The sequence below is a fragment of the Duganella sp. CT11-25 genome, from assembly GCF_047302815.1.
In the GTDB taxonomy this organism is placed as follows: Bacteria; Pseudomonadota; Gammaproteobacteria; order Burkholderiales; family Burkholderiaceae_D; genus Rugamonas.
This window is the reverse complement of sequence record NZ_JBKBFD010000001.1, coordinates 273,743-297,206: the sequence shown is the minus strand read 5'-3', so window position 1 is coordinate 297,206 and position 23,464 is coordinate 273,743. Positions and strand designations below refer to the sequence as shown.

Genomic DNA, 23,464 nt, shown 5'->3' with positions numbered 1-23,464 from the left:
AACAAACGACACCGACAGCACCAGGGAATCAACGAGCAACCCAGGAGACAATATGAAAAAACTACAAGACCTATTAATCTGCAGCGCCAGCATGCTGGCGATCTGCGGCACGGCCTCCGCCCAAAGCGAGAGCGCCAGTACCATTCCGCCCAACGATGCGCCGCCGGCCGAAGCACCGCTGACGTCGGTGACCGTCACCGGCTCGCGCGTGATCAAGAACGGCGACGGCAGCCCGTCGCCGATGACGGTCATGAATTCGGATGACCTGCTGACCTCCAAGCCAGGCTCCACCCTGGCGGAAGCGCTCAACACCCTGCCGGTGTTCGCCGGCTCGCGCGGCTCCAGCAGCAACCCGACCACCGCCGGCAGCGCGGCCGGCGGCAGCGGTTCCGCCAACCAGCTCAACCTGCGCAATATCGGTTCGACCCGCACGCTGGTGCTGATGGACGGCAAGCGCGTGCCGCCGACGCTGTACAACGGCGCGGTCGACGTCGACCTGATCCCGCAGATGTTTGTCGAGCGGGTCGATATCGTCACCGGCGGCGTGTCGGCCGTGTACGGATCGGACGCCATGACCGGTGTCGTGAACTACGTGATCGATCACAAGTTCAACGGCGTCAAGGTCGACGCCAGCCATGGCGTATCGGAACAAGGCGACGCGGCCAAGTCCAACGCCGGCCTGGCCTACGGCGCCACATTGGCGCGCGGCCTGCATGTCGAGGCCGGCCTCGAATATCGCAAGGAAGGAGGCATCGACCACCGTTCGGACCGCGACTGGATGAACCAGGTGGGCGTGACCGGCGCCGGCACGGCGGCCAATCCCTATGTCCTGCAGAGTAATCTCCGGCAGAAGAGTTTCCCGGCCGGCGGCTTGATTACCAACGGCGCCCTGGCGGGACAAACCTTCAAATCCAACGGCGTGCTGAGTCCGTTCATCGCCGGCACGCCGACCGGCACGGCGGCGATTGAAGTCGGCGGCGATGGCGGCTACTGGGATTCCGGCCTGCTGTCCCAGCTGGAAGGCAAGCAGCTGTTTGGCCGGGTCGACTACGAGCTGACGCCCGATGTGCGCACCTATCTGCAGATCTCGGGCAATCTGAAAAGCAATACCAGCTTCGCGGAGACCAATCAGCTCAACGGCGTATCCCTGCGCCGCAACAACGCCTTCCTGCCGTCGCAGTACCAGGCGCTGATCCCGGCCACGCAGGCGACGTTCGGCTTCAGCAAGTTCATGACCGATATTCCGCGCATCCAGGCCGACTCGGATTCCAGGCAATGGGTCTACACCGGCGGCATTGAAGGCAAGTCCGGCGGCGTGAACTGGAATGCCGACTACACGCACGGCGTCGCCAAGCTCGACACGACCCTGGGCAACGTCCTGAATCGCCAGAAACTGTCGGGCGCGCTCGATGCGGTCAACAGCGGCGGCAAGACCGTGTGCAATATCACGGTGACCAATCCCGGCGTAGCCGACGATTGCGTGCCGCTGAATGTCTTCGGACCGAGCGCCTCGTCGGCGCAGGCGATCGACTACATCACGGACGACGTGCGGTTCGCCTCCAGGACGGTGATGAACGACGTCTCCGGCCAGATCACCGGCAGTCCGTTCGACAGCTGGGCCGGCCCGGTCAACGCCGCCGTCTCCGCCGAATGGCGCGACATGTCGTTCACCTCGCACAGCAGCTCGCGCCCCACCGACCTGGTCAACTGCACCGGCCTGACGCTGAACTGCGCCGCCGGCACCGCGCTCACTGAATTTGTGTTTGGCGAAAGTCCGCTGGCCGTCAGCCAGCGCGTATGGGAAGTGGCGGGCGAGGTCGATGTGCCGCTGCTCAAGGATGCGCCGCTTGCCAAAAAACTCAACGCAAACGGCGCCGTTCGCTACACCTCGTACAACACCAGCGGCAACTACGTGACGTGGAAAGCGGGGATAGACTGGAGCGTGCTGGACTCGCTGCGGCTGCGCGTGACGCGCTCGCGCGACATCCGGGCACCGACGCTGTACGACCTGTTTGCGCCGACCTCGATGGTGCAGGTCCGCCCCACCGACACGCTGACGGGCACCAGTCCGACCGTGCCGCAATACGACGTGTCGAACGACAAGCTGACTGCGGAAATCGGCAACACCACGACCGTGGGCCTGATCTGGAAGCCGATGCCCAAGCTCAGCTTTGCCGTCGACGCCTACCGCATCAAGATTTCCGACGCCATCACCACCGTCTCCGGATCGACCGCCGCGTTCCAGGCGGCGTGCTACAACAGCGGCGGCAGCTCGCCTTACTGCGCGTTGCAGGCGCGTCCCAACGGCTTTGCCGACAAGTCGGCCGCCAACGCGGTCACCGCCTGGTACAACCGCAGCGTGAATATCTCGCAAGTCGAAACCTTCGGTCTCGACCTGGAGGCCAACTATGCGGCCAAGCTGTTCGACCGTCCGATGTCGCTGCGCGTGCTGACCGCATGGCAGCCGCACGTCTACTACGAGCAGCCGGGGCTGGCGACGGTCGACCAGGGCGGCGTGGCGTTTGGCGCCGGCGGCATGGCCGCGACGCCGGCGGTGCGCGTGTCGGGCTTCTTCCGCTTCCGGCCGCTGGACGACCTGACCGTGGACGTCATGCAGCGCTGGCGCAGCGCCATGAAGTTGAGCGGCGATCCGGCCGAGGTGTGGGCCAACAACCACATGCGTTCGTTCGCCACCACCAGCCTGAACTTCGGTTATAAGGTCGACCTGGGATTGGGCGACGCCCAGCTCTACTTCAATATCGAAAACCTGTTCAACGCCACGCCGCCGATCGGCGCGTTCTCCGGCAACGGCACCAGGGCCGGCCTGCGCGACGGCTTCGCGCTGGGCGACGATCCGCGTGGACGTTACTTCACCTTGGGCGCTCGGACGCTGTTCTAGGCGGGCATCCAGCCGCGCAAATTAACGCTTGATATTAAGTTTGGCACCGAACTATAATGGTTCGGTGCCAAACTACATTAAAGGATCCACATGGACCACTTGAATCCACAATCGGCAGCAGCCTGGGTTAAGAGGTACTACCTCGCCAGTCGCGCGCTGATGGAAACGACCTTGCGTCCGCATGACCTCGGTTCGACGCAGTGGTATGTCCTGTGGCAATTGGCTAATAACGGGCCGACGGTGCAGCGCGACTTCTTGAACTTATTGCAGGTGGAGAAGCCAACGCTCAGCGAAATCGTGGGCGCCCTCGTCCGCAAAGGCTTCATCAAGCAAACGCCGGCCGCCGACGATCAGCGCCAAAGGCTACTCACGATCACTCCCGCCGGGCTCAAGCTGTGGAAGGGATTGCCGGACCCGATCGACCTGATCCTGAAGGTGTCCTTCGACGCGGTCGACGACGCCGAGCTCGCGACCGTTGTCCGGGTGCTCCAGGGCGCCACGGAACGACTAAGCCATCAACTAAAGGAAGGAAGCAAAACATGACGATCCTGGTAACCGGCGGCACGGGTCTTGTGGGACCGCGCCTGCTGAAACGCCTCGTGGAGGCCGGTGTTGAATGCCGCGCGCTGGTGCGGGCTGGCAAGCAGCTGCCTGCAGGCGTAACGCCGGTCGAAGGCGACATCCTCGACCCGGTCTCGCTCGCCGAGGCGGTACAAGGCGTGTCCGCCATCGTCCACCTTGCCGCCGTTTTTCGCACGCCCGACACCGGCCTGGTTTGGCGGGTCAATCTCGAAGGTACGCGCAACCTCATCGACGCGGCGAAGGCCCACGCGCCCGATGCGCGTTTCATCATGGCCAGCACGATCCTGGTCTACAACCCTGACAGCCCGCGTCCAGGACGCGAAGACGATGCCTGCGATCCGAAGGAAGACTACCCGGCCAGCAAGCTCGCTGCGGAAAAAGAACTCCGGGAAAGCGGTCTGAACTGGTCGATCCTGCGCCTCCCCTTCGTGTATGGCGACCAGGACGGACATCTGGAATCGCTGCCCAGGTATGTGGACATGCTGAAGTGGCATCCCGCCAAGAAGCTGAGCATGATCCATCATCGAGACATCGCCACCGCCGTCAATCTGGCCCTGTCTGGCGCGGTGGACGGGCGCATCGTCAACACGGTCGATGAAGCGCCGATTTCGATGTACGAGGTCGTCGAACTGGTCGGTGCGACGATGGCGCCGTCGTCCATGCCGCTTGAGCATCCCTGGTCCGGCCACGCCGACGGCTCGCTCGCGCGCAGCCTGGGCTTTCAGCCGACGGTCGCGACCATTTACCAAGCTCAGCGAGAAGAAATACTCTAGCCGCGCTGACGGTCCGGCAGTATGCGCGGCCCCGGTCAACGGGCCTCGCCCGCAGGACGAGGCCGAGGCATCGTGGTTTTGTGCAGCAGCGCACACAGCGCTTGGGCTCCCCGTGTAATTATTACAGTGGTTAAATCTTGACCCTGACTATTCACTATCTCTTGAGAGCGAACGCATGAATGCACAACACTATGACCCTAATTCGATGCTGAACGCAATCTTATGGAAGTTGCGATTGAAGAACGACGCTGCGCTATGCCGCATAGCCGAAGTCAATCCTGCTGTCATCAGCAAGATCCGGCATAACCGCATGCCGGTGAGCGCAGCGGTATTGCTGCGACTGCATGAAGTCACGGGAATGAGCGTCAAGGCGCTCCAGGACCTGATGGGAGACAGGCGGCTGAAATTCAGATTATCGACCGCTCAAGGCAGGCCGGGTGCGGAAAACGCGATGTGAACCGGCCTCTGCGGATCACAGAAACAAAAGGCCCGCGTTCTCACGCAGGCCTTTGATTGCATTGGTATTCTTGGTCGGAGGTGCAAGTTTCGAATTTAACTCGTCCGTAACAATAGAGCGGCTCAGTGGTTCCTGGTCTATGCCGTTTGACGGCCGCCTTCGGATATTTTTTTGTCAATTGAAAATCCGTTGTGCGAGAATGTCACTCCCGCCTTGGATAATGCGCCTGATGAACAAACTCGCCGTAGTCATAACTGGAATGACGCTGGTGCTAACCGCGTGCAAGCCCGCAGACTCTGCGTCTACGCGTGACATCCCAACGGCAATGAGCCGGACCGCGAGCACCCTGTTGCAGGCCAAACTGCTGCACGCGACCTCGATCGCGGTCGTCTATCGCGGCAAGGAATTCATCCAGCATCACGGCGAACTGGAGACCGGCAAAGCCAATCCTCCGAACAATACGACACTTTATGAAATCGGCTCGATCAGCAAGACTTTTGCTGGCCTGCTGTTGGCGAACGCGGTGCTTGATGGGAAGGCGACGCTCGACGATCCGATACAAAAGTACCTACCGGCCGCTTACCCGAACTTGCAGTCGCAGGGCGAGCCAATCCGCTTGCGCCATCTGATCACACACACCAGCAATATGCCGGGCATGCTGCCGCTGCAGGTGAACACGGTGTTAAAGGACTTCACTGCGCACGGCACGCCGGCCAAACTCAATGCCGCCTACGCCAGCTACGGGCAGCAGCAATTCTGGCAGGACCTGCACACAGTTAGCATCAAAGGCCCGCTCGGCAAAGAATATGCATATTCAAGCGCCGGTACCGAACTGGTCGCGTATTCTCTCGAGAAAATCTACGGAACACCCTACGAAGTCCTGCTCACGCAATTCCTGGCGCGCGAAGCCAGCATGCACGATACCAAGCTGCACGTGACTGCCCAGGATGCCGGCCGGCTGGCGCCCGGCTACCACAGCGACAATCCTGTCGCCACCACACCGATGCCGCAGTTGCCTTGGGGCGCGGCCGGGAACCTGAAGTCGACGATGCCGGATATGGTGAAGTACCTGCGCCTGCAATTGGACTCCAATCCCGCCGTACTCGAGTCGCACAAGCCGCTGGTGCGCTTTCAGGACGACTTCAGCATTGGCTATTTCTGGAATATCGGCCACAACAGCCAGTTAGGCACACACTATGTGCATCACGGCGGCGTGCCACGCGCACAAAGCTACGCCTATATCGTACCGAAATATCAGCTCGGGGTCTTCATCATCACCAACCAGAGCGGCAACGCCACTGCCGACGCCATGGAAAGCGCGCTGGCGCACATCTTCGACGCAGTGGAATCCATGCAAGGCGCGAACTAGGGTCGGCTGCGTCAATTGCTCAACTTCGCCCCCGTTAACTGTCCGTCCCGCTCAGCAACACCTGAATCACGCGCGCATTTAGCTCGCCTTCGCATTTCGTCAGGATGGATGGCAAGGCGCGCTTGAGAGCAATCGGTGTTTGACCTCGACGATCAGCACCATATACCGGTCCCTCGTAAGGAAAAACACGTAGGGAAAACCACTTGAGAATAATTACCTAGGTAAATATAATTCCTATCTCAGTGCAGGCACTTGATAAAGAAATGCTGCCGCCCGACCTGACTGCGTCGCAGTTTATCGTCGTCATCGGTGCGATGCGTGATCGCGCACGGACCGTAAATAAGTTTTGCCAGTTGGCCGCGATCGAGCCCGGCCCAATGTCACGTTTGCTGGATCGGATGGAGGCCAAGGGCATTGTCCGAAAAGTCCGCGATCAGGCGGACCGCTGCCAAGTCAATATTACCCTGACCGAAAAAGGCGCCGCGCTTTACCCATAGATCAACGCAGTGATCCACAAGGTCTACGGGCGCTCCCGTTTTTGCTCGACGGTGCCGGTCGCTTTCAATATTCCTTAGAAGGGTACACCCCATGAGTCAAGCAAAGAACAACAATACAGCAGCGCCTGCCAGCGGCAAGCGCTTCTCCCGACGCAAGTTTATTGGAGCCGCCGTGGGCGCCGCAGCAGTATGGGGTGGTTACTCGGTCTTCTTCGGTGGCCAATTCCGTGCCGCCAAGGCGGATCGCACGGTGGACGTGCTGCTGATCGGCGGCGGCATCATGAGCGCGACGCTCGGTGTCTATCTGTCCGAGTTGGAACCAAAATGGACCTTCGAAGTGTTCGAACGTTTGGACAAAGTTGCGGAAGAAAGTTCCAATGGATGGAACAACGCCGGCACCGGTCACTCGGCGCTCTGCGAACTGAACTACACCCCGATGGACGATAAAGAGGAAGTGCATATTACCCAGGCGATAGGCATCAACGAGAACTTCCAGATCTCGCGCCAATTCTGGTCGCATCAGGTGCGCAAGGGCGTGCTGGGCAATCCGCGCGAGTTCATCAATTCGACGCCGCACATGAATCTGGTGTTCGGCAAGGAGAACCGCGAGTTCATTCGCAAGCGCGTCGCGGCGCTGAAGGCATCGCCGCTGTTCGCCGGCATGGAAATGACCACCGATCCGGCCAAGGTTACTGAATGGGTTCCGATCATGATGGAAGGCCGCAAACCGGACGAGATGGTTACCGCCACCCGTTCGCCGCTCGGCACCGATGTGAACCTGGGCGCGATCACCCGCCAGTTCTACAAGCATCTCGGCGAAACCGTGGGCAGCAAGATTTCGACCGGACACGAGGTCCGCTCGATCACGCGCAACGACGATGGATCCTGGCGCGTATCGGCTTTCGACATCAAGGATAGTTCCAACATCCAGACGATCGATGCACGCCACATCTTCATCGGCGCGGGCGGCGCCGCTTTGCCGCTGTTGCAGTTGTCGGGTATTCCCGAAGCGAAGCAGTATGGCGGTTTCCCGGTAGGCGGCGAGTTCCTGGTCACGGACAATCCGGCAATTACCTCGCGCCATCTGGCCAAGGTCTACGGCCTGGCGGATACCGGTTCGCCACCGATGTCGGTGCCGCATCTGGACACCCGCGTGCTGGATGGTAAAACCGTGCTGCTGTTCGGACCGTTCGCCACCTGGTCCACCAAATTCCTCAAGAACGGATCGTATTTCGATATCGCGAAGGCAACCACGCCGTCCAACATCATTCCGCAACTTCAAGTCGGCGCCCATGAGTTTGCGCTCGTCAAATATCTCGCGCAGCAACTGGAGCTGTCCCGCGAAGATAAAATGGCGGCGCTGCGGCGCTACATGCCTGAGGCAAAGGACGAAGACTGGCGTTTGTGGCAAGCGGGCCAGCGTGTGCAGATCATCAAGAACATTCCCGACAAAGGCGGCGTACTGAAGCTGGGTACCGAAGTCGTGGTTTCGGAAGACCGTTCGGTGTCTGCGTTGCTGGGAGCGTCGCCAGGCGGCTCCACCTCGCCGGCGATCATGCTGTCGCTGCTGGAGAAGGTGTTCCCGGACCGCGTGAAGACGGACGCCTGGCAGGCAAAAATTCGCGAGATCGTTCCTTCGTATGGCAAAAAGCTCAACGAGAACCCGCAACTACTGGCGGCCACCTGGGCAACCACCGCTGAAACACTGCAGCTGGCCATCGCATCGCCAAGCCTGGACAGCTTCGTTCCAGGCGCCGAGCCCGTCGAGCAACCTGGGCAAGTGAAAAAAGTACCGGATATCGCACTGTAGTGCTGCCAGGCTGCAGCTAAGAAATGGACGCGTGAAGGCGTCCAACTGCAGGCACGCAGCGCTCCAGGGAGCACTGCGACGTCGATCATCATCGGTTTTTGTAAAGCCTACTCCGACGCTACTTGCGATCGGAAACCACTGAGCCTCCCATGCGGAGCGACGATCGGTTCGCGGATTAAACAAATACTCGGTGCAGTTAGCCGTCCTTCGTCATTGTGTACATCGGATGGTTTTGCTGGTTTCGAGGATCGAAATAGACCCCCTCCGCAAAATTGCGGAGGCCCCACCCGCCTGCATCTTTCGCTCGCTTGCGAATAAGTCGCAGCACGTCATCGCGACGATTACCGTGGATAGCTGCCACCTTCAGTGAATCAGTGACCAACCTTAACCTTCCGTCTGATACTCGGTCGTTCATGCGGCTCTCCTGGCTAATTTGTAAATCAGTCGAACGTCTGATAGTGGTTATAAAAGTCCGCAAGCGCAAGCCGTTCCACCAAGCCTTTCAATTCGTTATGGATTATCAGTACTCGCGCAATTCAGCCGCCAAACACGTGTAACCGTAAAGTTACGTGGATTCTCCGCTGCAGTGTGGTACATCTACTGCGTGAAGACCCAAATTCAAAATGCCAACCAACCAGCTAAGGCCACATCCCAAGGAATGTCGGAAGCTGTTAATGACGTTCGTCCGCAAGCGGCCGCCCAGGCAAAATTGCAGGCACTGGCTGCCCAAAGCCAACAGGCCCTTCAGCTAAAAAGTCTGCAAGCAATGGCCGATGAAGCCGCAACTCGTCAAAGAAAACCTCCTGCGCCCTCTCCAGCCAAAGCAACAGCCCAGTTGGAAGGCGATGAGGATGAGATGGGCTGGGAAGGTGCCGTCGGAACAGCCCTCCTATTGTTGGTGCTGAGCTACATAATTCGACTCCTATTCTCAAATCGCACCCAGCAACAGCAAGGCGTATTACGCGATCAAGCGGCGAACAATCCAGATGTTCAGAATGTTGTGGGCAAAGCTTCACAGCAAGCCCCGAATGCGCCACCAGAATCGCTGGCAGGCGTAGTGGCCGGGGAGGTTGCGCAACATCTGGATGGAGATGCTGCGTCGGAAAGCTCAACGGCAGCAACCATTCATACGCCCGTGGTGCCCGCCCCGGAGAGTATGAATGCTGAACAACTAGCCCCCCCCTCCATGCCGACTGCGGCGGAAGCGGATCTCGGCGGCGATCATGCAGCACCGGACCAAATCGATCATGGCTTGCTGCCCGAAGCCTCCTCGAATGCGAGTCCACTCATGCCATTGACACCCAGTCATGAGCTTGAGCCACTATCTGCTGCAACAATGCCGTCAGCTGCTGCGATGCCGTCAGCTGCAGCGTGGGCTGGTGACGCAGCGTTTGAAGATATCTACGAGGCGAAGGTCCAGCGACCTGATTTTGACGATGGAGGCTCGTCTGCCGCTATGTCTGAAGCCGATGAGTCTGCAGGACAGGAAGAAGGTACAAAACAACGGGGATATCGCGGTCGACGAGGAGGTCGAGGCGGCCGACGAGGTCGAGGAAGAAGATCCGGACGGGGAAGTTCTAATAGGGCGCCAGCATCGGCGGCAGCAAGTTCGTCAGCACCAGCGGCAGCGAGCTCCTCATCGACAGCTATCTCGTCCGAAGATGACGCCAGCGAAGGTGAATACAACGACATGATGGCGGAATTCGCTTATGACGAAGCCATGGCGACGAAAGCAAGAGAACTTGCTATTGAATTTCATCAAGCGTTCCAGAACAGAATATGGGAGGGAAAATACGTGATGTGGATAATTGATGGAGTTGAATATCACATCACCACCAGTGTAGGTGAAAACTATCACGTTACAACATCGGCCTCCAAAGCACAGCAAAAACGCTATTACTTCAGGCTTGGAGCAGATGGCCCCGAGGGCGTCGCACCTGCTGCAAGCGAGCGAGGCTCGGCCGGTAGCTATATGAATTTCGACAGAGCGCCAGCTAAAGTGAAAAAGTTTGTTAAAGAAAACCTAAACGGATTGCTTCCGAATTCGTGATATGGACGTAAGTTGTTCGTTTGCACGGTGATTTGATCCAGGATGATTGACCCGCTTTTTTATGTTGATCGTGCCTGCGAAGAGGGACCTTGATCCCCGTCACAGGGGGCATTCGGCTATGCAAGCAAATTTATGCTTGAAGTTGAGTCAAACTCTGATGCAAATCAACACTGCAAGGCTTTCAGCTGCTTGGCCTGAGGACTCGTTGCAGCCAGTTCCCGCAACCTGGCTTGAGCAACAGCCTCCGGGCGTTGGTCGCTGGCCCGTGCAAAGAAGGGGTTGACGCTCGCGTGGAAGCGCCGGCTGACACACGAGAATCACGGTTTGCGGATAGAGGCCGTCGCAGTCAACAACAAACGCGAGGTATTTTTGATAATACAGGAAGCGAGCGATATTGCACAGCATTGCACCAGGCAGGCGCAAGCGGCGATCTGGGCCGCGCTGCTGACCGCGCCCGGCGAGGCGAACTGTTCAAGATCCACGCCGAGCACATCGGCGCCGACACCATCACCCTGCCAGCCACACGAAGACGCTGGGCACGCGAGTGATCCCGATCATTTCGGCGCTGCGGCCATCGCTGGAGTACTTTCCACTGGAGATCACGGCCGACGGCGCGAAGTCGGCCTGGCGCCGCACGCGAACGAAAGCAGGTATGGAGCACGTCAACTTCCACGACCTGCGCCACTCGTGCGCCAGCACGCATGCTCGGCCTCGGGGTCGACTTGTACACGATCAGCAAAATCCTCGGGCACAGCAATGTGCAGACGACGCAGCGCTACGCCCACCTCCAGGTCGACGCGCAGCGGGCCGCGCTGGGCAAGCTGTCTGATCTGACTGCGCCGGCGCGTGTGCAAAAGTAAATTATACCGACAATTTACACAGGCAAAAAAAATCCAGCCGACGAAGGGCTGGATCATTTCTAAGTACCTGATTTTGATACGTATTCTGGTGGGAAGTGCAAGTTTCGAACTTGCGACCCCTGCAGTGTGAATGCAGTGCTCTACCCCTGAGCTAACCTCCCGAAGCGGGGCGAATTATCGCACAGAACTTCCTCCCATGGGAAGGCCCCGAGGCGAAAATTATCAGGCGGCGATCTGCGGCGCCAGCGACGCGGTCCAGATGCACTGCCCTTTGACCGCCTTGTCCAGCCCGGCCAGCGTGGCTTCGTGCGCCGCCAGCTCTTCCGCCGAGGCCGGCACGAAGATGATCTCGGCCAACGGCACCGGCGCCAGCAGCTCGGCGCCCGCCACGACTTCCTCTTCCACGTCCATGCCCAGGCTGTTCTGCCCGCGCGTCATCGACAGGTAGACGTCGGCCAGCAGTTCGGCGTCGAGCAGCGCGCCGTGCAGCTTGCGGTGCGAGTTCGACACGCCATAGCGGTCGCACAGCGCGTCCAGCGAGTTGCGCTTGCCCGGATGGAGTTCCTTGGCCTGCACCAGCGTGTCGATGACGCCGCCGATGTGGCTGCTGAAATCCGGCAGGTTCAACAGCTTGAATTCGTGATTCAGGAAGCCCAGGTCGAACGGCGCGTTGTGGATGATGACTTCGGCGCCCTGGATGTAGGTGCGCAGCTGTTCGACGATCTCGTGGAATTTCGGTTTGTCGCGCAGGAACTCGGTGGTCAGGCCGTGGACGTTCAGCGCGCCCTCTTCCGAGTCGCGTTCCGGATTGATGTAGACGTGGAAGTTATTCCCCGTCAGCATGCGGTTTTCCAGCTCGACGCAGCCGATCTCGATGACGCGGTTGCCCAGCTTGGGGTTGATACCGGTGGTTTCGGTATCGAGTACGATTTGGCGCATAGTGTGTGGCTTTCAGTTCAAGCGGTGCAGTATAGCAGGCCGGGCAGCCTCACCTGGCGGCGCGGGCGACCTCGACGCCGCGGTTGGCCAGCATGTCGGCGCGTTCGTTGCCTGGATGGCCGTTGTGGCCGCGCACCCAGCGCCATTCGACCGTGTGCATCGCCTGGGCGGCGTCGAGCGCCTTCCACAGGTCTTCGTTCTTGACCGGTTCCTTGGCCGCCGTCTTCCAGCCGCGCGCCTTCCAGCCGTGGATCCACTCGCTGATGCCTTTTTGTACATACTGGCTGTCGGTGTGCAGCGTGACCATGCACGGCCGCTTGAGCGCCATCAGCGCTTCGATCACCGCCTGCAGTTCCATGCGGTTGTTGGTGGTGTCGCGGGCGCCGCCGCAAATTTCCTTTTCCGCGCCGTCGGCCACCAGGAACGCGCCCCAGCCGCCCAGGCCCGGGTTGCCCTTGCATGCGCCGTCGGTAAAAATCTCAACCTTATCCATCCTGCTGTTTCCGCCTTTTATTTGTTGCCGGCACGACCGCGGGGGCCGATGCCGTTTTTTTGGTCCAAGCCGGACCGATCAAATGCATGCCCTTCACGCGCTTGATCGCTTGTACGATGTAGACGCCGCCGAAATACGGCCACCAGCGCGGCCCGGCATTATCCATGAATGCGTAGCGGTGCAGCCACTTTTCTGTGCGGCAGGCCGGCGCGTAGCAGCCGAAGTGACTCTGGCTGGCGCCCATATTCAATAATTTTAACCAGTCTTTCATGCGCGGCATAGAGATCAGCTCTTCGGTGCGCGGCAGGAAGGAGGTGCCGCCGACGCGCCGCAGCACGTGGCGCGCGCCCCACAGGCTGGCCGGGTTGAAGCCGCAGATGATGACCTGCCCTTCCGGGATCAGGACACGCTCGACTTCGCGCAGCACCTGATGCGGGTCGGTGGAAAATTCCAGCACGTGCGGCAGCACCAGCAGGTCGATGCTTTGCGAGGCGAACGGCAGTTCGGTGTAGTCGAGCGTGAGGTCGACCGCGCGCACCATGTCTTGCGCCGGCCGCACTTTGCGGTCGGCCAGGATTTTATACGGCATGCGGTTGGCAGCCAGTGCATCAATTTGAGGCATGCCGATCTGCACGGCGTTGTAGCCGAAGATATCGGCTGTTAAATTATCGAGACAGGTTTGTTCCCACGCACGCAAGTAGACGCCTGCGGGCGTTTGCAGCCAGCCTTCCAGCGCTATAATGGATTTCTCCGATCCCGCCTTATCCATGCTTAGCCTTTAGCAATCCAATGACCATATCTTCTACTCAAGCTCTCAGTGTTCTGACCGTTCCTGCGTTCCGCGACAACTATTTGTGGTTGATACATGATGGCGTCCACGCCGCCGTGGTCGACCCCGGCGATGCCAAACCGATCCTGGCGGCGCTCAAGGCAAACGGGCTCAGGCTCACCGCCATTCTACTCACCCATCACCATGCTGACCATATTGGCGGCGTTCCTGAATTATTACAGCATTATCAGGTTCCCGTTTTCGGCCCGCGCAATGAAAGCATCGCCGCCACCACCCTGCCGGTCGGCGAGGGCAAGCTGATCGACGTGCCGGGCCTGGCGCTGCGCCTGTCCGTGCTCGACGTGCCTGGGCATACGATGGGCCATATCGCCTACGTGCGCGAGCCCGCCGACGGCGAGCCGACCTGGCTGTTCTGCGGCGATACGCTGTTTGCGGGCGGCTGCGGACGCCTGTTCGAAGGCACGCCGGCGCAGATGATCAGTTCGCTGGGCAAGCTGGCCGCGCTGCCGGAGGATACCAAGGTATTCTGCGCGCACGAGTACACGCTGTCCAACCTGCGCTTTGCGCGCGTGGTGGAACCGGACAATGTGGCGCTGCAGGAGCGGGTGAAGGTGGAGACCGACAAGCGTGAACACGACCTGCCGACGGTGCCGAGCACGATCGGTGTGGAAAAAGCCACCAATCCATTCCTGCGCTACCGCGAGCCGGCGATCGCCGAGCAATTGGTGAAGGCCGGACGGCTCGACCGTCTCGATACGCCGCTGGCGACCTTCACCGCGCTGCGCTTGTGGAAGAATGACTTTTGATGCGATCCGTCGTTCCCGCGAACGCGGGAACCCATGCTGCGGTGATGTGCATGTGACGCATGGATTCCCGCTTGCGCGGGAGCGACGAGCTTAGATTTCTTCGTACAGCGGCAGGGTCAGGAACTCCGCGAAGTCGGTCGAGGTCGACATCTCTTCAAATATCTGGCCTGCGCGCACGTAGGTCGGACCGTCGCCGCCCGGCGCATCGCGCTGCACCTTCGCCAGTTCTTCCGGAATCATCGCGCGCACCATGTCGGCGGTGACCTTGCGGCCGTCTTCCAGCACGCCCTTGTCGGAACGGATCCACTGCCACACCTGCGAACGGCTGATCTCCGCCGTGGCCGCATCTTCCATCAGATTGTGGATAGGCACACAGCCATTGCCGGCCAGCCAGCTGCCCAGGTAGTGGATGCCGACGTTGATGTTGTAGCGCAGGCCCGCTTCGGTGATCGGCGCTTCCGGCTTGAAGTCCAGCAGCTGGGCCGCGGTGACGTCGACATCCGGACGCTGCTTCTCGATCTGGTTGGGCTTGTCGCCCAACACCTTGGTGAATTCGGTCATCGCCAGCTCGACCAGGCCCGGGTGCGCGACCCAGCCGCCGTCGTAGCCGTCGGTCGCATCGCGCGCCTTGTCGGTGCGCACGCCGCCCATGGCGATGTCGTTCTTTTCCGGATCGTTCTTGATCGGGATCAGCGCGGCCATGCCGCCGATTGCCGGCGCGTTGCGCTTGTGGCAGGTCTTCAGCAGCAGCAAGGCGTAGGCGCGCATGAACGGCGCGGTCATGGTGACCTTGGCGCGGTCGGCCAGGCAGAATTCCTTGTCCAGCTTGAACTTCTTGATGCACGAGAAGATGTAGTCCCAGCGGCCGGCGTTCAGGCCCGAGCTGTGCTCGCGCAGTTCGTACAGGATCTCGTCCATCTCGAACGCGGCCAGGATGGTCTCGATCAGCACGGTGGCCTTGATCGTGCCCTGCGGCAGGCCCAGTTCGTTCTGCGTCATCACGAAGATGTCGTTCCACAGGCGCGCTTCCAGGTGCGATTCCAGCTTCGGCAGGTAGAAGTAGGGACCGGCGCCGCGCGCCAGTTGCTCCTTGGCGTTGTGGAACATGAACAGCGCGAAGTCGAAGATGCCGCCGGAGATGCGCTTGCCGTCGACCAGCACGTGCTTCTCGTCCAGGTGCCAGCCGCGCGGACGCACGACCAGCGTGGCGATCTTGTCGTTCAGCTTGTAGGACTTGCCGTTCTGCTCGAGCGCGATGGTGCGGCGCACGGCGTCGAACATATTGATCTGGCCGGTGACCTGGTTTTCCCAGTTAGGCGTGTTGGAATCTTCGAAGTCGGTCATGTAGCTGTCGGCGCCCGAGTTGAAGGCGTTGATCACCATCTTGCGCTCGACCGGGCCGGTGATTTCCACGCGGCGGCATTCCAGCGCCTTCGGGATCGGCGCGATCTTCCAGTCGCCGGCGCGGATGTGCGCGGTTTCCGGCAGGAAGTCGGGACGCTCGCCGGCATCCAGGCGCTTGGCGCGCTCGACGCGCACGGCCAGCAGTTGCTGGCGGCGGGCTTCGAATTCGCGCGTCAGCTTGACCACCAGCGTCAGCGCCTCGGTGGTCAGGATGTTTTCGTAGCCAGGCTGGATATCGCCCGTGATTTCCATGCCTGCCGGCAGATTGATGGTGGACTGCGTCATGAGTGTCTCCGTAAGAAAGTATTAACTACCAAATCAAATTATAAGCTTGTTGCACTGCGATTCTTTTAGTGTGTGGACTCAGTTACGCGCCCAGTTGTTTTACAGTATATTCACTCTTTAGTTATGCAAACAAGACTAAAAATCACTTCATCTATGCGTTTTAATCACAAGTGAATGGCAAGCAAGTTATGGGGCAATTCAGACAGATATCCACTTTTGTCGAGGTGGTCGCCAAGGGCAGCCTGTCGGCGGCCGCGCGCGCCGAGGGCATCGCCCCGGCCATGATAGGGCGCCGCCTGGACGCGCTGGAGAGCCGCCTGGGCGTCAAGCTGCTGCAGCGCACCACGCGCAAGCTGGCGCTGACCGACGAAGGCACGGCCTTCCTGGAGGATTGCCAGCGCATCCTGGCCGAGCTGGAGGAAGCCGAATCGGCGGTGGCCGAACGTAGCGCCCACGCCACAGGACACCTGATGATCTCGGCGCCGGCCGGCTTCGGCCGCCAGCACGTGGCGCCGCTGCTGCCCTCCTTCCTGTCCGAGCACCGCGACGTCACGGCCACGCTGAACATGAGCGACCGCGTGGTCGACATCGTCGGCGAAGGCATCGACGTGGCGATCCGCATCGCCAGCCTGGCCGATTCCAACCTGGTCAGCGTCAAGCTGGCCGACAACGAGCGCGTGATCGTCGGCGCGCCGTCGTATCTGAAACGCTACGGCGAGCCGAAGACGCTGGCCGATCTGGGCAAGCACAACTGCCTGGCGATCAGCAGCGAAGGCAGCCAGCGCGGCTGGACCTTGCGCGAAAACGGCAAGAACGTGGTGCTGAAGGTGAGCGGCAATATGGGCTGCAACGACGGCCAGGTGCTGCATGAGTGGGCGCTGGCCGGCAAGGGGCTGGCGTGGCGCTCGATGTGGGAGGTGGGCAGCGCGATCGAGGCCGGCAAGCTGCAGACGGTGCTCGACCAGCACGCTGCGCCGGGCAACGACATCTACGCGGTGTTCGCGCAGCGCCGCCACCTGCCGCTGCGGATACGGGCGTTTGTCGATTTCCTGCGGCACACGTATGCGCAGCCCGACTACTGGCGCAAGCCGGGCAAATGAAGCGGCAATACAAAAACGCAGACGAAAAAAAATCCTCGGATACCGAGGATTTCTTTATTTCGTTAGATTCAGCGTATTAGATTGGCTGAATGTTCGAAGCTTGCTTGCCCTTAGGACCAGCGGTCACTTCAAAAGAAACGCGTTGGTTCTCTTGCAGCGACTTGAAGCCTGCGGACTGAATCGCCGAGAAGTGAGCGAACAGATCTTCGCCGCCTTCGTCAGGGGTGATAAAGCCGAAGCCCTTCGAATCATTGAACCATTTTACGATACCAGTTGCCATTACAATTCCTATTTCAGTTAAGTTGGGCTTGCGCCCGTGATATCGTTTGAGGCAAGAAAGAAATGACAGACAAACTGCACTACTCTTGAATCTAAACGATCCCGCATTATACCCATTTACGAGAGAAAAGCACGTTTTCACGAAAATAAATGCAAAGCGTCGCTTTTTTTGGTAGAAAAACCGAACTCTGCTGACTTTTCGTCGTAAAGACTCAGGGCGTAAATGTCACTATAGACAACTTTATCCTAATGGATTTGCGCTATATCAAGCGCACGATTCACTCGTAGTTGCCCGAACGCGCATCGATGGCGGCCCAACGCAACAATTTTTCGACTTCCGGTATCACGGCCGGCCATTCGCCACCGCCCGCCATCACCGCCCGCACCATCTGCTCGATGCGGCGGCATTCGGTCCCCAGCGTGGCAAAACCGAAGGTGCCGGCCGATCCGGCCACGCCGTGTAGCACTTCGTGCAGCTGGCGCAGCGCGGCCGCCGGCGGCTCGGCGCCGCCGGCGGTGCAATCGGCGAGCGCCAGGCGGATCTTTTCCATCGTCCCCGGCACGGTGGCGGCGAATTTATCGTTCAGCGCCGCCAGGCGGGCGCGGAAGTCCGGATCGACAGGCGTGGCCATCGGAATTACTTGGTGCCGAAGATGCGGTCGCCGGCGTCGCCCAGGCCAGGCACGATGTAGGCGTGATCGTTCAGGTGCGAATCCAGCGAGGCGCAGTAGATCTTCACGCCCGGATGCGATTTCTGGAACACGGCGATGCCTTCCGGCGCGGCGACCAGCGCCAGGAAGATGATCTGCTCGTCCGTCACGCCGCGCTTTTTCAGCACGTCCACCGCGTGCACGGCCGAATTGCCGGTCGCCACCATCGGATCGCACAGGATGAAGGTGCGCTCGACCGTGTCCGGCAGGCGCACCAGGTATTCCACCGGCTGGTGGGTGTCCGGGTCGCGGAACACGCCGATGTGGCCGACGCGGGCCGACGGCACCAGGTCCAGCAGGCCGTCGCTCATGCCGATGCCGGCGCGCAGGATAGGCACGATGGCCAGCTTGCGGCCGGCGATGACCGGCGCGTCGATCGTCATCAGCGGGGTTTCGATGGTGCGGGTGGTCAGCGGCAGGTCGCGGGTGATCTCGTAACCCATCAGCAGCGTGATCTCCTTGAGCAGGTCGCGGAAGGTACGGGTCGACGTGTCCTTGGCGCGCATGTGGCTCAGTTTGTGCTGGATCAGCGGGTGGTCGGTGATGAACAGGTTCGGAAAGCGCGGATCTTGTTTCATTAGGTTTGCTCTTATTTAGACGGTTGTAAGCCTCATTATACTAGGCCTCCGGTCCTAAAAACATGGCGACGGCGGCATCCGCGATCTGGTCCAGGTCCGATCCGTGCCCCGGTTTGTACCACAGCACCGTGTAGTTGACGGCCCCCATCAGCAGCAGGCGCGACACCGCGCTGTCGCTTTTCAGCAGGCCGGCGGCCGACAGCTCGCTGACCACGTCCTGCCACAGCTGGTCGTAGCGGTCGCGCAGCACCTGCACCCGCTCGCGCAGTTCCGGCGTCAGGCGCCGCCAGTCGTACAGCAGCACCGGGATGAAGTCATGGCCTTCGCCCAGCACGATTTCCAGGTGGGCCCGCACCAGCGACTGGAACTTGGCGCGCGGCGGCAGGCTGCCGGCGGCGATCTGCTCGGCGGCCGGCAGGCCCGCCGTCAGCCCCTCCTCCATCACGGCGGCGAGGATTTCCTGCTTGCTCTTGAAGTGATAGAACGGACTGCCCGAGCGCATGCCGACGGCGTCGGCGATGTCGCGGGTGGTGGTGCCGTCGAAGCCGCGCTCGCGGAACAGGCGGGCGGCGACCCGCACCAGATCGGCGCGGCGGTTATCGACAGTGACGCTTGTATTCATGGATTCCTTTTTATTCAACCAATGCGCGCGCAAGGATCGCGGCGCAATCGACACCGGCCGGCAGGCGCCCGAACGCGCCGCCCGGCTCGCGCTTCAGGCGCGATGCGATAAACGCCGAAGATACATAATCCGGCGCATGGCGCAGCAGCAGGCCCGCCTGCACCGCCAGCACCACGCGCTCGGCCAGCACGCGGGCGCCGAATTCGTCGGCCTGCGGTTCGGCGAGATCGGCCAGCAGCGTGGTCTTGTAGGCGACGTAGAAGGTATCGGCATTGCCGGCCAGCGCCAGTTCGGCCGCCAGCGCGTCGCGCGCCGCAGGAGTTTTGCCGAAGGCGCGCAGCAAGTCAAGGCACATCACGTTGCCCGAGCCTTCCCAGATCGAATTGACCGGCAGCTCGCGGTACAGGCGCGCCAGCGGGCCGTCCTCCACATAGCCGCTGCCGCCGACGACTTCCATCGCCTCGGCGCCGAAGGCCGGGCCGCGCTTGCAGATCCAGTACTTGCCGGCCGGCGTCAGGATGCGCGCCAGCAGCGCCTGCGCCGGATCGTCGCCCTGGTCGAAGCAGCGCGCCAGCCGCATGGCGAAGGCGGTGGCGGCTTCCGATTCCAGCGCCAGGTCGGCCAGCACGTTCTGCATCAGCGGCTGCTCGGCCAGCGGACGGCCGAAGGCGGCGCGGCCGCGCGCGTGGTGCAGCGCATGGGTCAGCGCGGCGCGCATGGTGCCGGCGCTACCTAGCACGCAATCGAGCCGCGTGTGGCCGCCCATTTCCAGGATCGTCGGAATGCCGCGCCCCTGCTTGCCGACCAGCCAGCCGTAGGCGCCGGTGAACTCCACTTCCGACGAGGCGTTGGAGCGGTTGCCCAATTTCTCCTTGAGCCGCTGCACGCGGATCTGGTTGCGGCTGCCGTCCGGCAGGTAGCGCGGCAGGAAGAAGCACGACAGGCCGGCGCTGCCCGCGTCGTCGGTCTGCGCCAGGATCAGGTGCGCATCGCTTTGCGGCGCCGAGAAAAACCACTTGTGGCCGACGATGCGGAACACGTCCTCACCCTCTTCGCCGAACAAGGCGCGCGCCTCGGACGGCGGCACCGGCTCGGCGCGCGTGGTGTTGGCGCGCACGTCGGAACCGCCCTGCTTCTCGGTCATGCCCATGCCGATGATGGCGCCGCGCTTTTGCTCGACCGGCAGCGAGCGCGGGTCGTAGTCGTTGGACAGGATCTTCGGCAGCCACTTGGCGGCGATCCGCGGCGCCTGCTTCAGCGCCGGCACGCAGGCGTAGGTCATCGTCACCGGGCATTGCGAGCCGTTCTCCAGTTGGCCGAACAGCATGTAGCGGGCCGCGCGCGCGACCTGCGCGCCGGCGCCGCCCTGCCACGGCGACGAGTGCGCTCCATTCCCGATCAGCAGCGACATCAGGCTGTGCCAGGCCGGATGGAACTCCACCTCGTCGATGCGGTTGCCGCTGCGGTCGAAGTTGTGCAGCCTGGGCGAGTGCTGGTTGGCCAGCCGCGCCAGGTCCAGCACCTCCGCCCGGCCAAGCTGGGCGCCCAGCGCGTGCAGCGATTCCGCCTCCGCGCCGCCCCCCTCGCGCCGCACGGCTTCCTGCAAGGCCGGATCGGCGGCGTACAGGTTGATGTTTTCAAACGGCGCAACCGTGTTGCGCACCTCATGCGTGTCGAAAGGATTCATTTTGTCTCCCGTTTTTTCATGCCCATTTTCTTAGCGATAATCTCCAGCATGACCTCGTCCGCGCCGCCGGCGATGGAGGTCAGCCGGCCGTCGCGGAACATGCGCGCCACGCGATTGTCCCAGCTATAGCCCATGCCGCCCCAGAACTGCATGCAGGCGTCCGGCACGGTGCGCAGCAAGCGGCCGGCTCTCAGCTTGGCCATCGAGGCCAGCTCGGTCACATCCTGTCCACCAATATAAAGCTGTCCGGCGCGATAGGCCAGCGCGCGCAGGCATTCGACGTCGGTCTTCAATTCCGCCAGCTTGAACTGCACGTGCTGGTTGTCCAGCAACCGGCCGCCGAACATGGCGCGCTCGCGCGCCCATTCGATGGTCAGGTCGAGGCAATTGCTCAGTATCCGCACCGCGTTGACGGCGGCCCACAGCCGCTCCTCCTGGAACTGCTGCATCTGGTAAGTGAAGCCCATGCCCTCCTCGCCGACCGCGTAGCGCCGCGGCACGCGCACGTCGTCGAAGTGAATCAGGCCCGTGTCGGAGGCGTTCATGCCGATCTTGCGGATCTTCTTGCCGGCCGAAACGCCGGGCGTCCGCATCGGCACCATGATCAGCGTCTTGTTCCTGTGCGGCGGACCGTCGCCGGTATTGGCCAGCACACACATCCAGTCGGCCTGCAAGCTATTGGTGATCCACATCTTGCTGCCGTTGATGATGTAATCGCCGCCATCCTTGCGCGCGCTGGTGCGGATCGCCGCCACGTCCGAGCCGGCGTGCGCCTCGGAAATACCGATGCAGCCGACCATGTCGCCGCTGATGGCCGGCGCCAGGAATTCGCGCCGCAGCGGGTCCGAGCCGAAGCGGGCCAGCGCCGGCGTGCACATATCGGTCTGCACGCCGATCGCCATCGGGACCGCGCCGCAATCGACGTCCCCCAGCGCTTCGGCCATCGCCATCGAATAGGAATAATCCAGTCCCAGGCCGCCGAATTCTGGCGGTTTGGTGAGTCCGAGCAAACCGAGATCGCCCATTTTCTTGAACAATGCATGAGCTGGGAAGCTTTCCGCCTCCTCCCACTCATCGACGTGCGGATTGATTTCACAGTCGATGAAGCGCTTGAGCGTGCGTTGCAGCTCCTGGTGTTCATGGCTGTCGAACATGATTTACCCCCTGTTGTACGGCCAGACTAGCTGAAATAAATGCACGAAGCAAGCAGTTGCTTTGTAACTTGACGCGATCTATGATAAGCGCATAACAAACGGAGAGCATATGACCGAAGCGTATATTTACGACGCCATCCGCACCCCGCGCGGCAAAGGCAAGCGGGATGGCAGCCTGCACAGCGTGAAGCCGGTATCGCTGGTGTCCGGCCTGATGCGCGAGCTGCAAAGCCGCCACCAGCTGGACACTTCGCTGATCGACGACGTGGTGATGGGCTGCGTCACGCCGGTCGGCGACCAGGGCGCGGACATTGCCAAGGTCGCAGCGCTGACGGCGGGCTGGGACTGGAAAGTGGCCGGCGTGCAGCTGAACCGCTTCTGCGCCTCGGGCCTGGAGGCGGTCAACCTGGCGGCGCAAAAAGTGCGCTCCGGCTGGGAAGACCTGGTGGTGGCCGGCGGCGCCGAGTCGATGTCGCGCGTGCCCATGGGTTCCGACGGCGGCGCCTGGTCGCTGGACCCGGAAACCAGCTTCCGCACCGACTTTTTGCCACAGGGCATAGGCGCGGACCTGATCGCCATGCTGGACGGCTACACGCGCGAACAGGTGGACGCCTACGCGCTGCGCTCGCAGCGCAAGGCCGCCGCCGCCCGCGCCGAAGGCCGCTTCCGCTCCGTGGTGCCGGTGCGCGACCAGAACGGCCTGACCATCCTGGCCGAGGATGAATTCATCAAGCCCACCACCACGCTGGAGACGCTGGGCGGCCTGAAAGCCTCGTTCGAGGCGGCCGGCAAGCTGGGTTTCGACCAGGTCGCCCTGCGCAAGTATCCGCAACTGGAGCGCATCGTCCATATCCACACGGCCGGTAATTCCTCCGGCATCGTCGACGGCGCGGCGCTGGCCCTGATCGGCAGCAAGGCCGCCGGCCACCGGCAAGGACTCAAGCCGCGCGCGCGCGTGCTGGCCACCGCCGTCACCGGCGCCGATCCGACCATCATGCTGACCGGCCCCGCTCCCGCCGCCCGCAAGGCGCTGCACAAGGCCGGGCTGTCCATCGCCGACATCGACCTGTTTGAAGTCAACGAAGCCTTCGCCTCCGTGGTGATGCGCTTCATGACCGAGATGCGGGTGCCGGAAGAGAAAGTCAACGTCAACGGCGGCGCCATCGCGCTCGGCCATCCGCTCGGCGCCACCGGCTGCATGCTGCTCGGGACCCTGCTGGACGAACTGGAAGCCCGCGACCTCAAGCGCGGCCTGGTCACCCTGTGCGTGGGCGGCGGCATGGGCATCGCCACCATCATCGAACGCGTTTGAATGGAACG

Annotated in this window: 23 protein-coding genes and 1 tRNA gene; 12 read left to right on the top strand and 12 right to left on the bottom strand. The window is 61.6% G+C overall.

Features of this window, described 5'->3' with window-relative positions:
• The first annotated feature begins 52 nt into the window (after nucleotides 1-52).
• The 7 genes from ACEN9F_RS01195 (at nucleotide 53) to mqo (ending at nucleotide 8,387) form a co-directional block, all read left to right on the top strand.
• Nucleotides 53-2,899, top strand: coding sequence for a TonB-dependent receptor domain-containing protein (locus tag ACEN9F_RS01195; protein WP_413416999.1), 2,847 nt, complete (start codon nucleotides 53-55; stop codon nucleotides 2,897-2,899).
• Nucleotides 2,900-2,989: 90 nt separating this feature from the next.
• Nucleotides 2,990-3,442 carry a MarR family winged helix-turn-helix transcriptional regulator gene (locus ACEN9F_RS01190; RefSeq protein WP_413416998.1) on the top strand — a complete coding sequence of 151 codons (453 nt, stop codon included), beginning with the start codon at nucleotides 2,990-2,992 and terminating at the stop codon, nucleotides 3,440-3,442.
• Entirely contained in the window at nucleotides 3,439-4,254 is an 816-nt protein-coding gene (locus tag ACEN9F_RS01185) for an NAD-dependent epimerase/dehydratase family protein (RefSeq protein ID WP_413416996.1), read from the top strand. The genes ACEN9F_RS01190 and ACEN9F_RS01185 overlap by 4 nt, the downstream gene beginning before the upstream one ends.
• A gap of 175 nt (nucleotides 4,255-4,429) precedes the next feature.
• Complete coding sequence (locus ACEN9F_RS01180; protein WP_413416994.1) at nucleotides 4,430-4,711, top strand: hypothetical protein; 282 nt, start codon at nucleotides 4,430-4,432, stop codon at nucleotides 4,709-4,711.
• A 229-nt stretch (nucleotides 4,712-4,940) separates the two neighbouring features.
• On the top strand, nucleotides 4,941-6,080 hold the full coding sequence (locus ACEN9F_RS01175; protein ID WP_413416992.1) for a serine hydrolase domain-containing protein: 1,140 nt from the start codon (nucleotides 4,941-4,943) through the stop codon (nucleotides 6,078-6,080).
• A gap of 263 nt (nucleotides 6,081-6,343) precedes the next feature.
• The gene (locus tag ACEN9F_RS01170) at nucleotides 6,344-6,577 is read left to right on the top strand and encodes a MarR family winged helix-turn-helix transcriptional regulator (protein ID WP_413416990.1); all 234 of its coding nucleotides are present in this window, start codon (nucleotides 6,344-6,346) and stop codon (nucleotides 6,575-6,577) included.
• Between the two features lie 91 nt (nucleotides 6,578-6,668).
• Nucleotides 6,669-8,387: a malate dehydrogenase (quinone) gene (mqo, locus tag ACEN9F_RS01165; RefSeq protein WP_413416988.1), complete on the top strand. Its 1,719-nt coding sequence runs from the start codon at nucleotides 6,669-6,671 to the stop codon at nucleotides 8,385-8,387.
• 196 nt (nucleotides 8,388-8,583) lie between these two features.
• Here the strand turns inward: mqo and ACEN9F_RS01160 are convergent, their stop codons facing one another.
• Nucleotides 8,584-8,802: a Rha family transcriptional regulator gene (locus tag ACEN9F_RS01160; RefSeq protein WP_413416986.1), complete on the bottom strand. Its 219-nt coding sequence runs from the start codon at nucleotides 8,800-8,802 to the stop codon at nucleotides 8,584-8,586.
• 189 nt (nucleotides 8,803-8,991) lie between these two features.
• Here ACEN9F_RS01160 and ACEN9F_RS01155 point away from each other — a divergent pair, with 189 nt between their 5' ends.
• Nucleotides 8,992-10,437 carry a hypothetical protein gene (locus tag ACEN9F_RS01155; protein ID WP_413416984.1) on the top strand — a complete coding sequence of 482 codons (1,446 nt, stop codon included), beginning with the start codon at nucleotides 8,992-8,994 and terminating at the stop codon, nucleotides 10,435-10,437.
• Nucleotides 10,438-11,159: 722 nt separating this feature from the next.
• Nucleotides 11,160-11,297 (top strand): hypothetical protein, encoded by a 138-nt coding sequence (locus ACEN9F_RS01150; RefSeq protein ID WP_413416982.1) that lies wholly within the window; start codon nucleotides 11,160-11,162, stop codon nucleotides 11,295-11,297.
• A gap of 86 nt (nucleotides 11,298-11,383) precedes the next feature.
• Here ACEN9F_RS01150 and ACEN9F_RS01145 read toward each other — a convergent pair.
• The 4 genes from ACEN9F_RS01145 to ACEN9F_RS01130 form a co-directional block, all read right to left on the bottom strand.
• Nucleotides 11,384-11,458 (bottom strand) — tRNA-Val (locus ACEN9F_RS01145).
• A gap of 61 nt (nucleotides 11,459-11,519) precedes the next feature.
• Nucleotides 11,520-12,236: a DNA polymerase III subunit epsilon gene (gene dnaQ, locus ACEN9F_RS01140; RefSeq protein WP_413416980.1), complete on the bottom strand. Its 717-nt coding sequence runs from the start codon at nucleotides 12,234-12,236 to the stop codon at nucleotides 11,520-11,522.
• Nucleotides 12,237-12,285: 49 nt separating this feature from the next.
• Nucleotides 12,286-12,729 carry a ribonuclease HI gene (gene rnhA / locus ACEN9F_RS01135; RefSeq protein ID WP_413416978.1) on the bottom strand — a complete coding sequence of 148 codons (444 nt, stop codon included), beginning with the start codon at nucleotides 12,727-12,729 and terminating at the stop codon, nucleotides 12,286-12,288.
• On the bottom strand, nucleotides 12,722-13,498 hold the full coding sequence (locus tag ACEN9F_RS01130) for a class I SAM-dependent methyltransferase (RefSeq protein ID WP_413416976.1): 777 nt from the start codon (nucleotides 13,496-13,498) through the stop codon (nucleotides 12,722-12,724). The genes rnhA and ACEN9F_RS01130 overlap by 8 nt, the downstream gene beginning before the upstream one ends.
• A gap of 20 nt (nucleotides 13,499-13,518) precedes the next feature.
• Between ACEN9F_RS01130 and gloB the strand changes: the two genes are divergently transcribed.
• Nucleotides 13,519-14,325 (top strand): hydroxyacylglutathione hydrolase, encoded by an 807-nt coding sequence (gene gloB, locus ACEN9F_RS01125; RefSeq protein WP_413416974.1) that lies wholly within the window; start codon nucleotides 13,519-13,521, stop codon nucleotides 14,323-14,325.
• A 90-nt stretch (nucleotides 14,326-14,415) separates the two neighbouring features.
• Here gloB and aceB read toward each other — a convergent pair whose 3' ends face one another.
• Entirely contained in the window at nucleotides 14,416-16,014 is a 1,599-nt protein-coding gene (aceB, locus tag ACEN9F_RS01120; protein WP_413416972.1) for a malate synthase A, read from the bottom strand.
• Between the two features lie 188 nt (nucleotides 16,015-16,202).
• Between aceB and ACEN9F_RS01115 the strand changes: the two genes are divergently transcribed.
• Nucleotides 16,203-17,114 carry a LysR family transcriptional regulator gene (locus tag ACEN9F_RS01115; RefSeq protein ID WP_413416970.1) on the top strand — a complete coding sequence of 304 codons (912 nt, stop codon included), beginning with the start codon at nucleotides 16,203-16,205 and terminating at the stop codon, nucleotides 17,112-17,114.
• 76 nt (nucleotides 17,115-17,190) lie between these two features.
• Here ACEN9F_RS01115 and ACEN9F_RS01110 read toward each other — a convergent pair whose 3' ends face one another.
• The 6 genes from ACEN9F_RS01110 to ACEN9F_RS01085 all read right to left on the bottom strand — a co-directional run bounded on the left by ACEN9F_RS01110 (nucleotide 17,191) and on the right by ACEN9F_RS01085 (nucleotide 22,144).
• Nucleotides 17,191-17,394 carry a cold-shock protein gene (locus tag ACEN9F_RS01110; RefSeq protein ID WP_020703630.1) on the bottom strand — a complete coding sequence of 68 codons (204 nt, stop codon included), beginning with the start codon at nucleotides 17,392-17,394 and terminating at the stop codon, nucleotides 17,191-17,193.
• Nucleotides 17,395-17,671: 277 nt separating this feature from the next.
• On the bottom strand, nucleotides 17,672-18,025 hold the full coding sequence (locus ACEN9F_RS01105) for an Hpt domain-containing protein (RefSeq protein ID WP_413416967.1): 354 nt from the start codon (nucleotides 18,023-18,025) through the stop codon (nucleotides 17,672-17,674).
• Between the two features lie 5 nt (nucleotides 18,026-18,030).
• On the bottom strand, nucleotides 18,031-18,681 hold the full coding sequence (gene upp / locus ACEN9F_RS01100) for a uracil phosphoribosyltransferase (protein WP_413416965.1): 651 nt from the start codon (nucleotides 18,679-18,681) through the stop codon (nucleotides 18,031-18,033).
• Nucleotides 18,682-18,721: 40 nt separating this feature from the next.
• Nucleotides 18,722-19,303: a TetR/AcrR family transcriptional regulator gene (locus ACEN9F_RS01095; RefSeq protein ID WP_413416963.1), complete on the bottom strand. Its 582-nt coding sequence runs from the start codon at nucleotides 19,301-19,303 to the stop codon at nucleotides 18,722-18,724.
• A 10-nt stretch (nucleotides 19,304-19,313) separates the two neighbouring features.
• Nucleotides 19,314-20,990, bottom strand: a complete 1,677-nt coding sequence (locus ACEN9F_RS01090; protein WP_413416961.1) for an isovaleryl-CoA dehydrogenase — start codon at nucleotides 20,988-20,990, stop codon at nucleotides 19,314-19,316.
• Complete coding sequence (locus tag ACEN9F_RS01085) at nucleotides 20,987-22,144, bottom strand: acyl-CoA dehydrogenase family protein (protein ID WP_413416959.1); 1,158 nt, start codon at nucleotides 22,142-22,144, stop codon at nucleotides 20,987-20,989. Before ACEN9F_RS01085 ends, ACEN9F_RS01090 begins: the two co-directional genes overlap by 4 nt.
• A 109-nt stretch (nucleotides 22,145-22,253) precedes the next feature.
• Between ACEN9F_RS01085 and ACEN9F_RS01080 the strand changes: the two genes are divergently transcribed.
• Complete coding sequence (locus ACEN9F_RS01080) at nucleotides 22,254-23,456, top strand: acetyl-CoA C-acetyltransferase (protein ID WP_413416957.1); 1,203 nt, start codon at nucleotides 22,254-22,256, stop codon at nucleotides 23,454-23,456.
• Nucleotides 23,457-23,464 lie beyond the last annotated feature (8 nt).

Bases quoted from the DNA above. Each gene is read 5' to 3' on its own strand.
- ACEN9F_RS01195 (WP_413416999.1), top strand. From the start codon at position 53: ATGAAAAAACTACAAGACCTATTAATCTGCAGCGCCAGCATGCTGGCG.
- ACEN9F_RS01190 (WP_413416998.1), top strand. From the start codon at position 2,990: ATGGACCACTTGAATCCACAATCGGCAGCAGCCTGGGTTAAGAGGTAC.
- ACEN9F_RS01185 (WP_413416996.1), top strand. From the start codon at position 3,439: ATGACGATCCTGGTAACCGGCGGCACGGGTCTTGTGGGACCGCGCCTG.
- ACEN9F_RS01180 (WP_413416994.1), top strand. From the start codon at position 4,430: ATGAATGCACAACACTATGACCCTAATTCGATGCTGAACGCAATCTTA.
- ACEN9F_RS01175 (WP_413416992.1), top strand. From the start codon at position 4,941: ATGAACAAACTCGCCGTAGTCATAACTGGAATGACGCTGGTGCTAACC.
- ACEN9F_RS01170 (WP_413416990.1), top strand. From the start codon at position 6,344: ATGCTGCCGCCCGACCTGACTGCGTCGCAGTTTATCGTCGTCATCGGT.
- mqo (WP_413416988.1), top strand. From the start codon at position 6,669: ATGAGTCAAGCAAAGAACAACAATACAGCAGCGCCTGCCAGCGGCAAG.
- ACEN9F_RS01160 (WP_413416986.1), bottom strand. From the start codon at position 8,802: ATGAACGACCGAGTATCAGACGGAAGGTTAAGGTTGGTCACTGATTCA.
- dnaQ (WP_413416980.1), bottom strand. From the start codon at position 12,236: ATGCGCCAAATCGTACTCGATACCGAAACCACCGGTATCAACCCCAAG.
- rnhA (WP_413416978.1), bottom strand. From the start codon at position 12,729: ATGGATAAGGTTGAGATTTTTACCGACGGCGCATGCAAGGGCAACCCG.
- ACEN9F_RS01130 (WP_413416976.1), bottom strand. From the start codon at position 13,498: ATGGATAAGGCGGGATCGGAGAAATCCATTATAGCGCTGGAAGGCTGG.
- gloB (WP_413416974.1), top strand. From the start codon at position 13,519: ATGACCATATCTTCTACTCAAGCTCTCAGTGTTCTGACCGTTCCTGCG.
- aceB (WP_413416972.1), bottom strand. From the start codon at position 16,014: ATGACGCAGTCCACCATCAATCTGCCGGCAGGCATGGAAATCACGGGC.
- ACEN9F_RS01115 (WP_413416970.1), top strand. From the start codon at position 16,203: ATGGGGCAATTCAGACAGATATCCACTTTTGTCGAGGTGGTCGCCAAG.
- ACEN9F_RS01110 (WP_020703630.1), bottom strand. From the start codon at position 17,394: ATGGCAACTGGTATCGTAAAATGGTTCAATGATTCGAAGGGCTTCGGC.
- ACEN9F_RS01105 (WP_413416967.1), bottom strand. From the start codon at position 18,025: ATGGCCACGCCTGTCGATCCGGACTTCCGCGCCCGCCTGGCGGCGCTG.
- upp (WP_413416965.1), bottom strand. From the start codon at position 18,681: ATGAAACAAGATCCGCGCTTTCCGAACCTGTTCATCACCGACCACCCG.
- ACEN9F_RS01095 (WP_413416963.1), bottom strand. From the start codon at position 19,303: ATGAATACAAGCGTCACTGTCGATAACCGCCGCGCCGATCTGGTGCGG.
- ACEN9F_RS01090 (WP_413416961.1), bottom strand. From the start codon at position 20,990: ATGAATCCTTTCGACACGCATGAGGTGCGCAACACGGTTGCGCCGTTT.
- ACEN9F_RS01085 (WP_413416959.1), bottom strand. From the start codon at position 22,144: ATGTTCGACAGCCATGAACACCAGGAGCTGCAACGCACGCTCAAGCGC.
- ACEN9F_RS01080 (WP_413416957.1), top strand. From the start codon at position 22,254: ATGACCGAAGCGTATATTTACGACGCCATCCGCACCCCGCGCGGCAAA.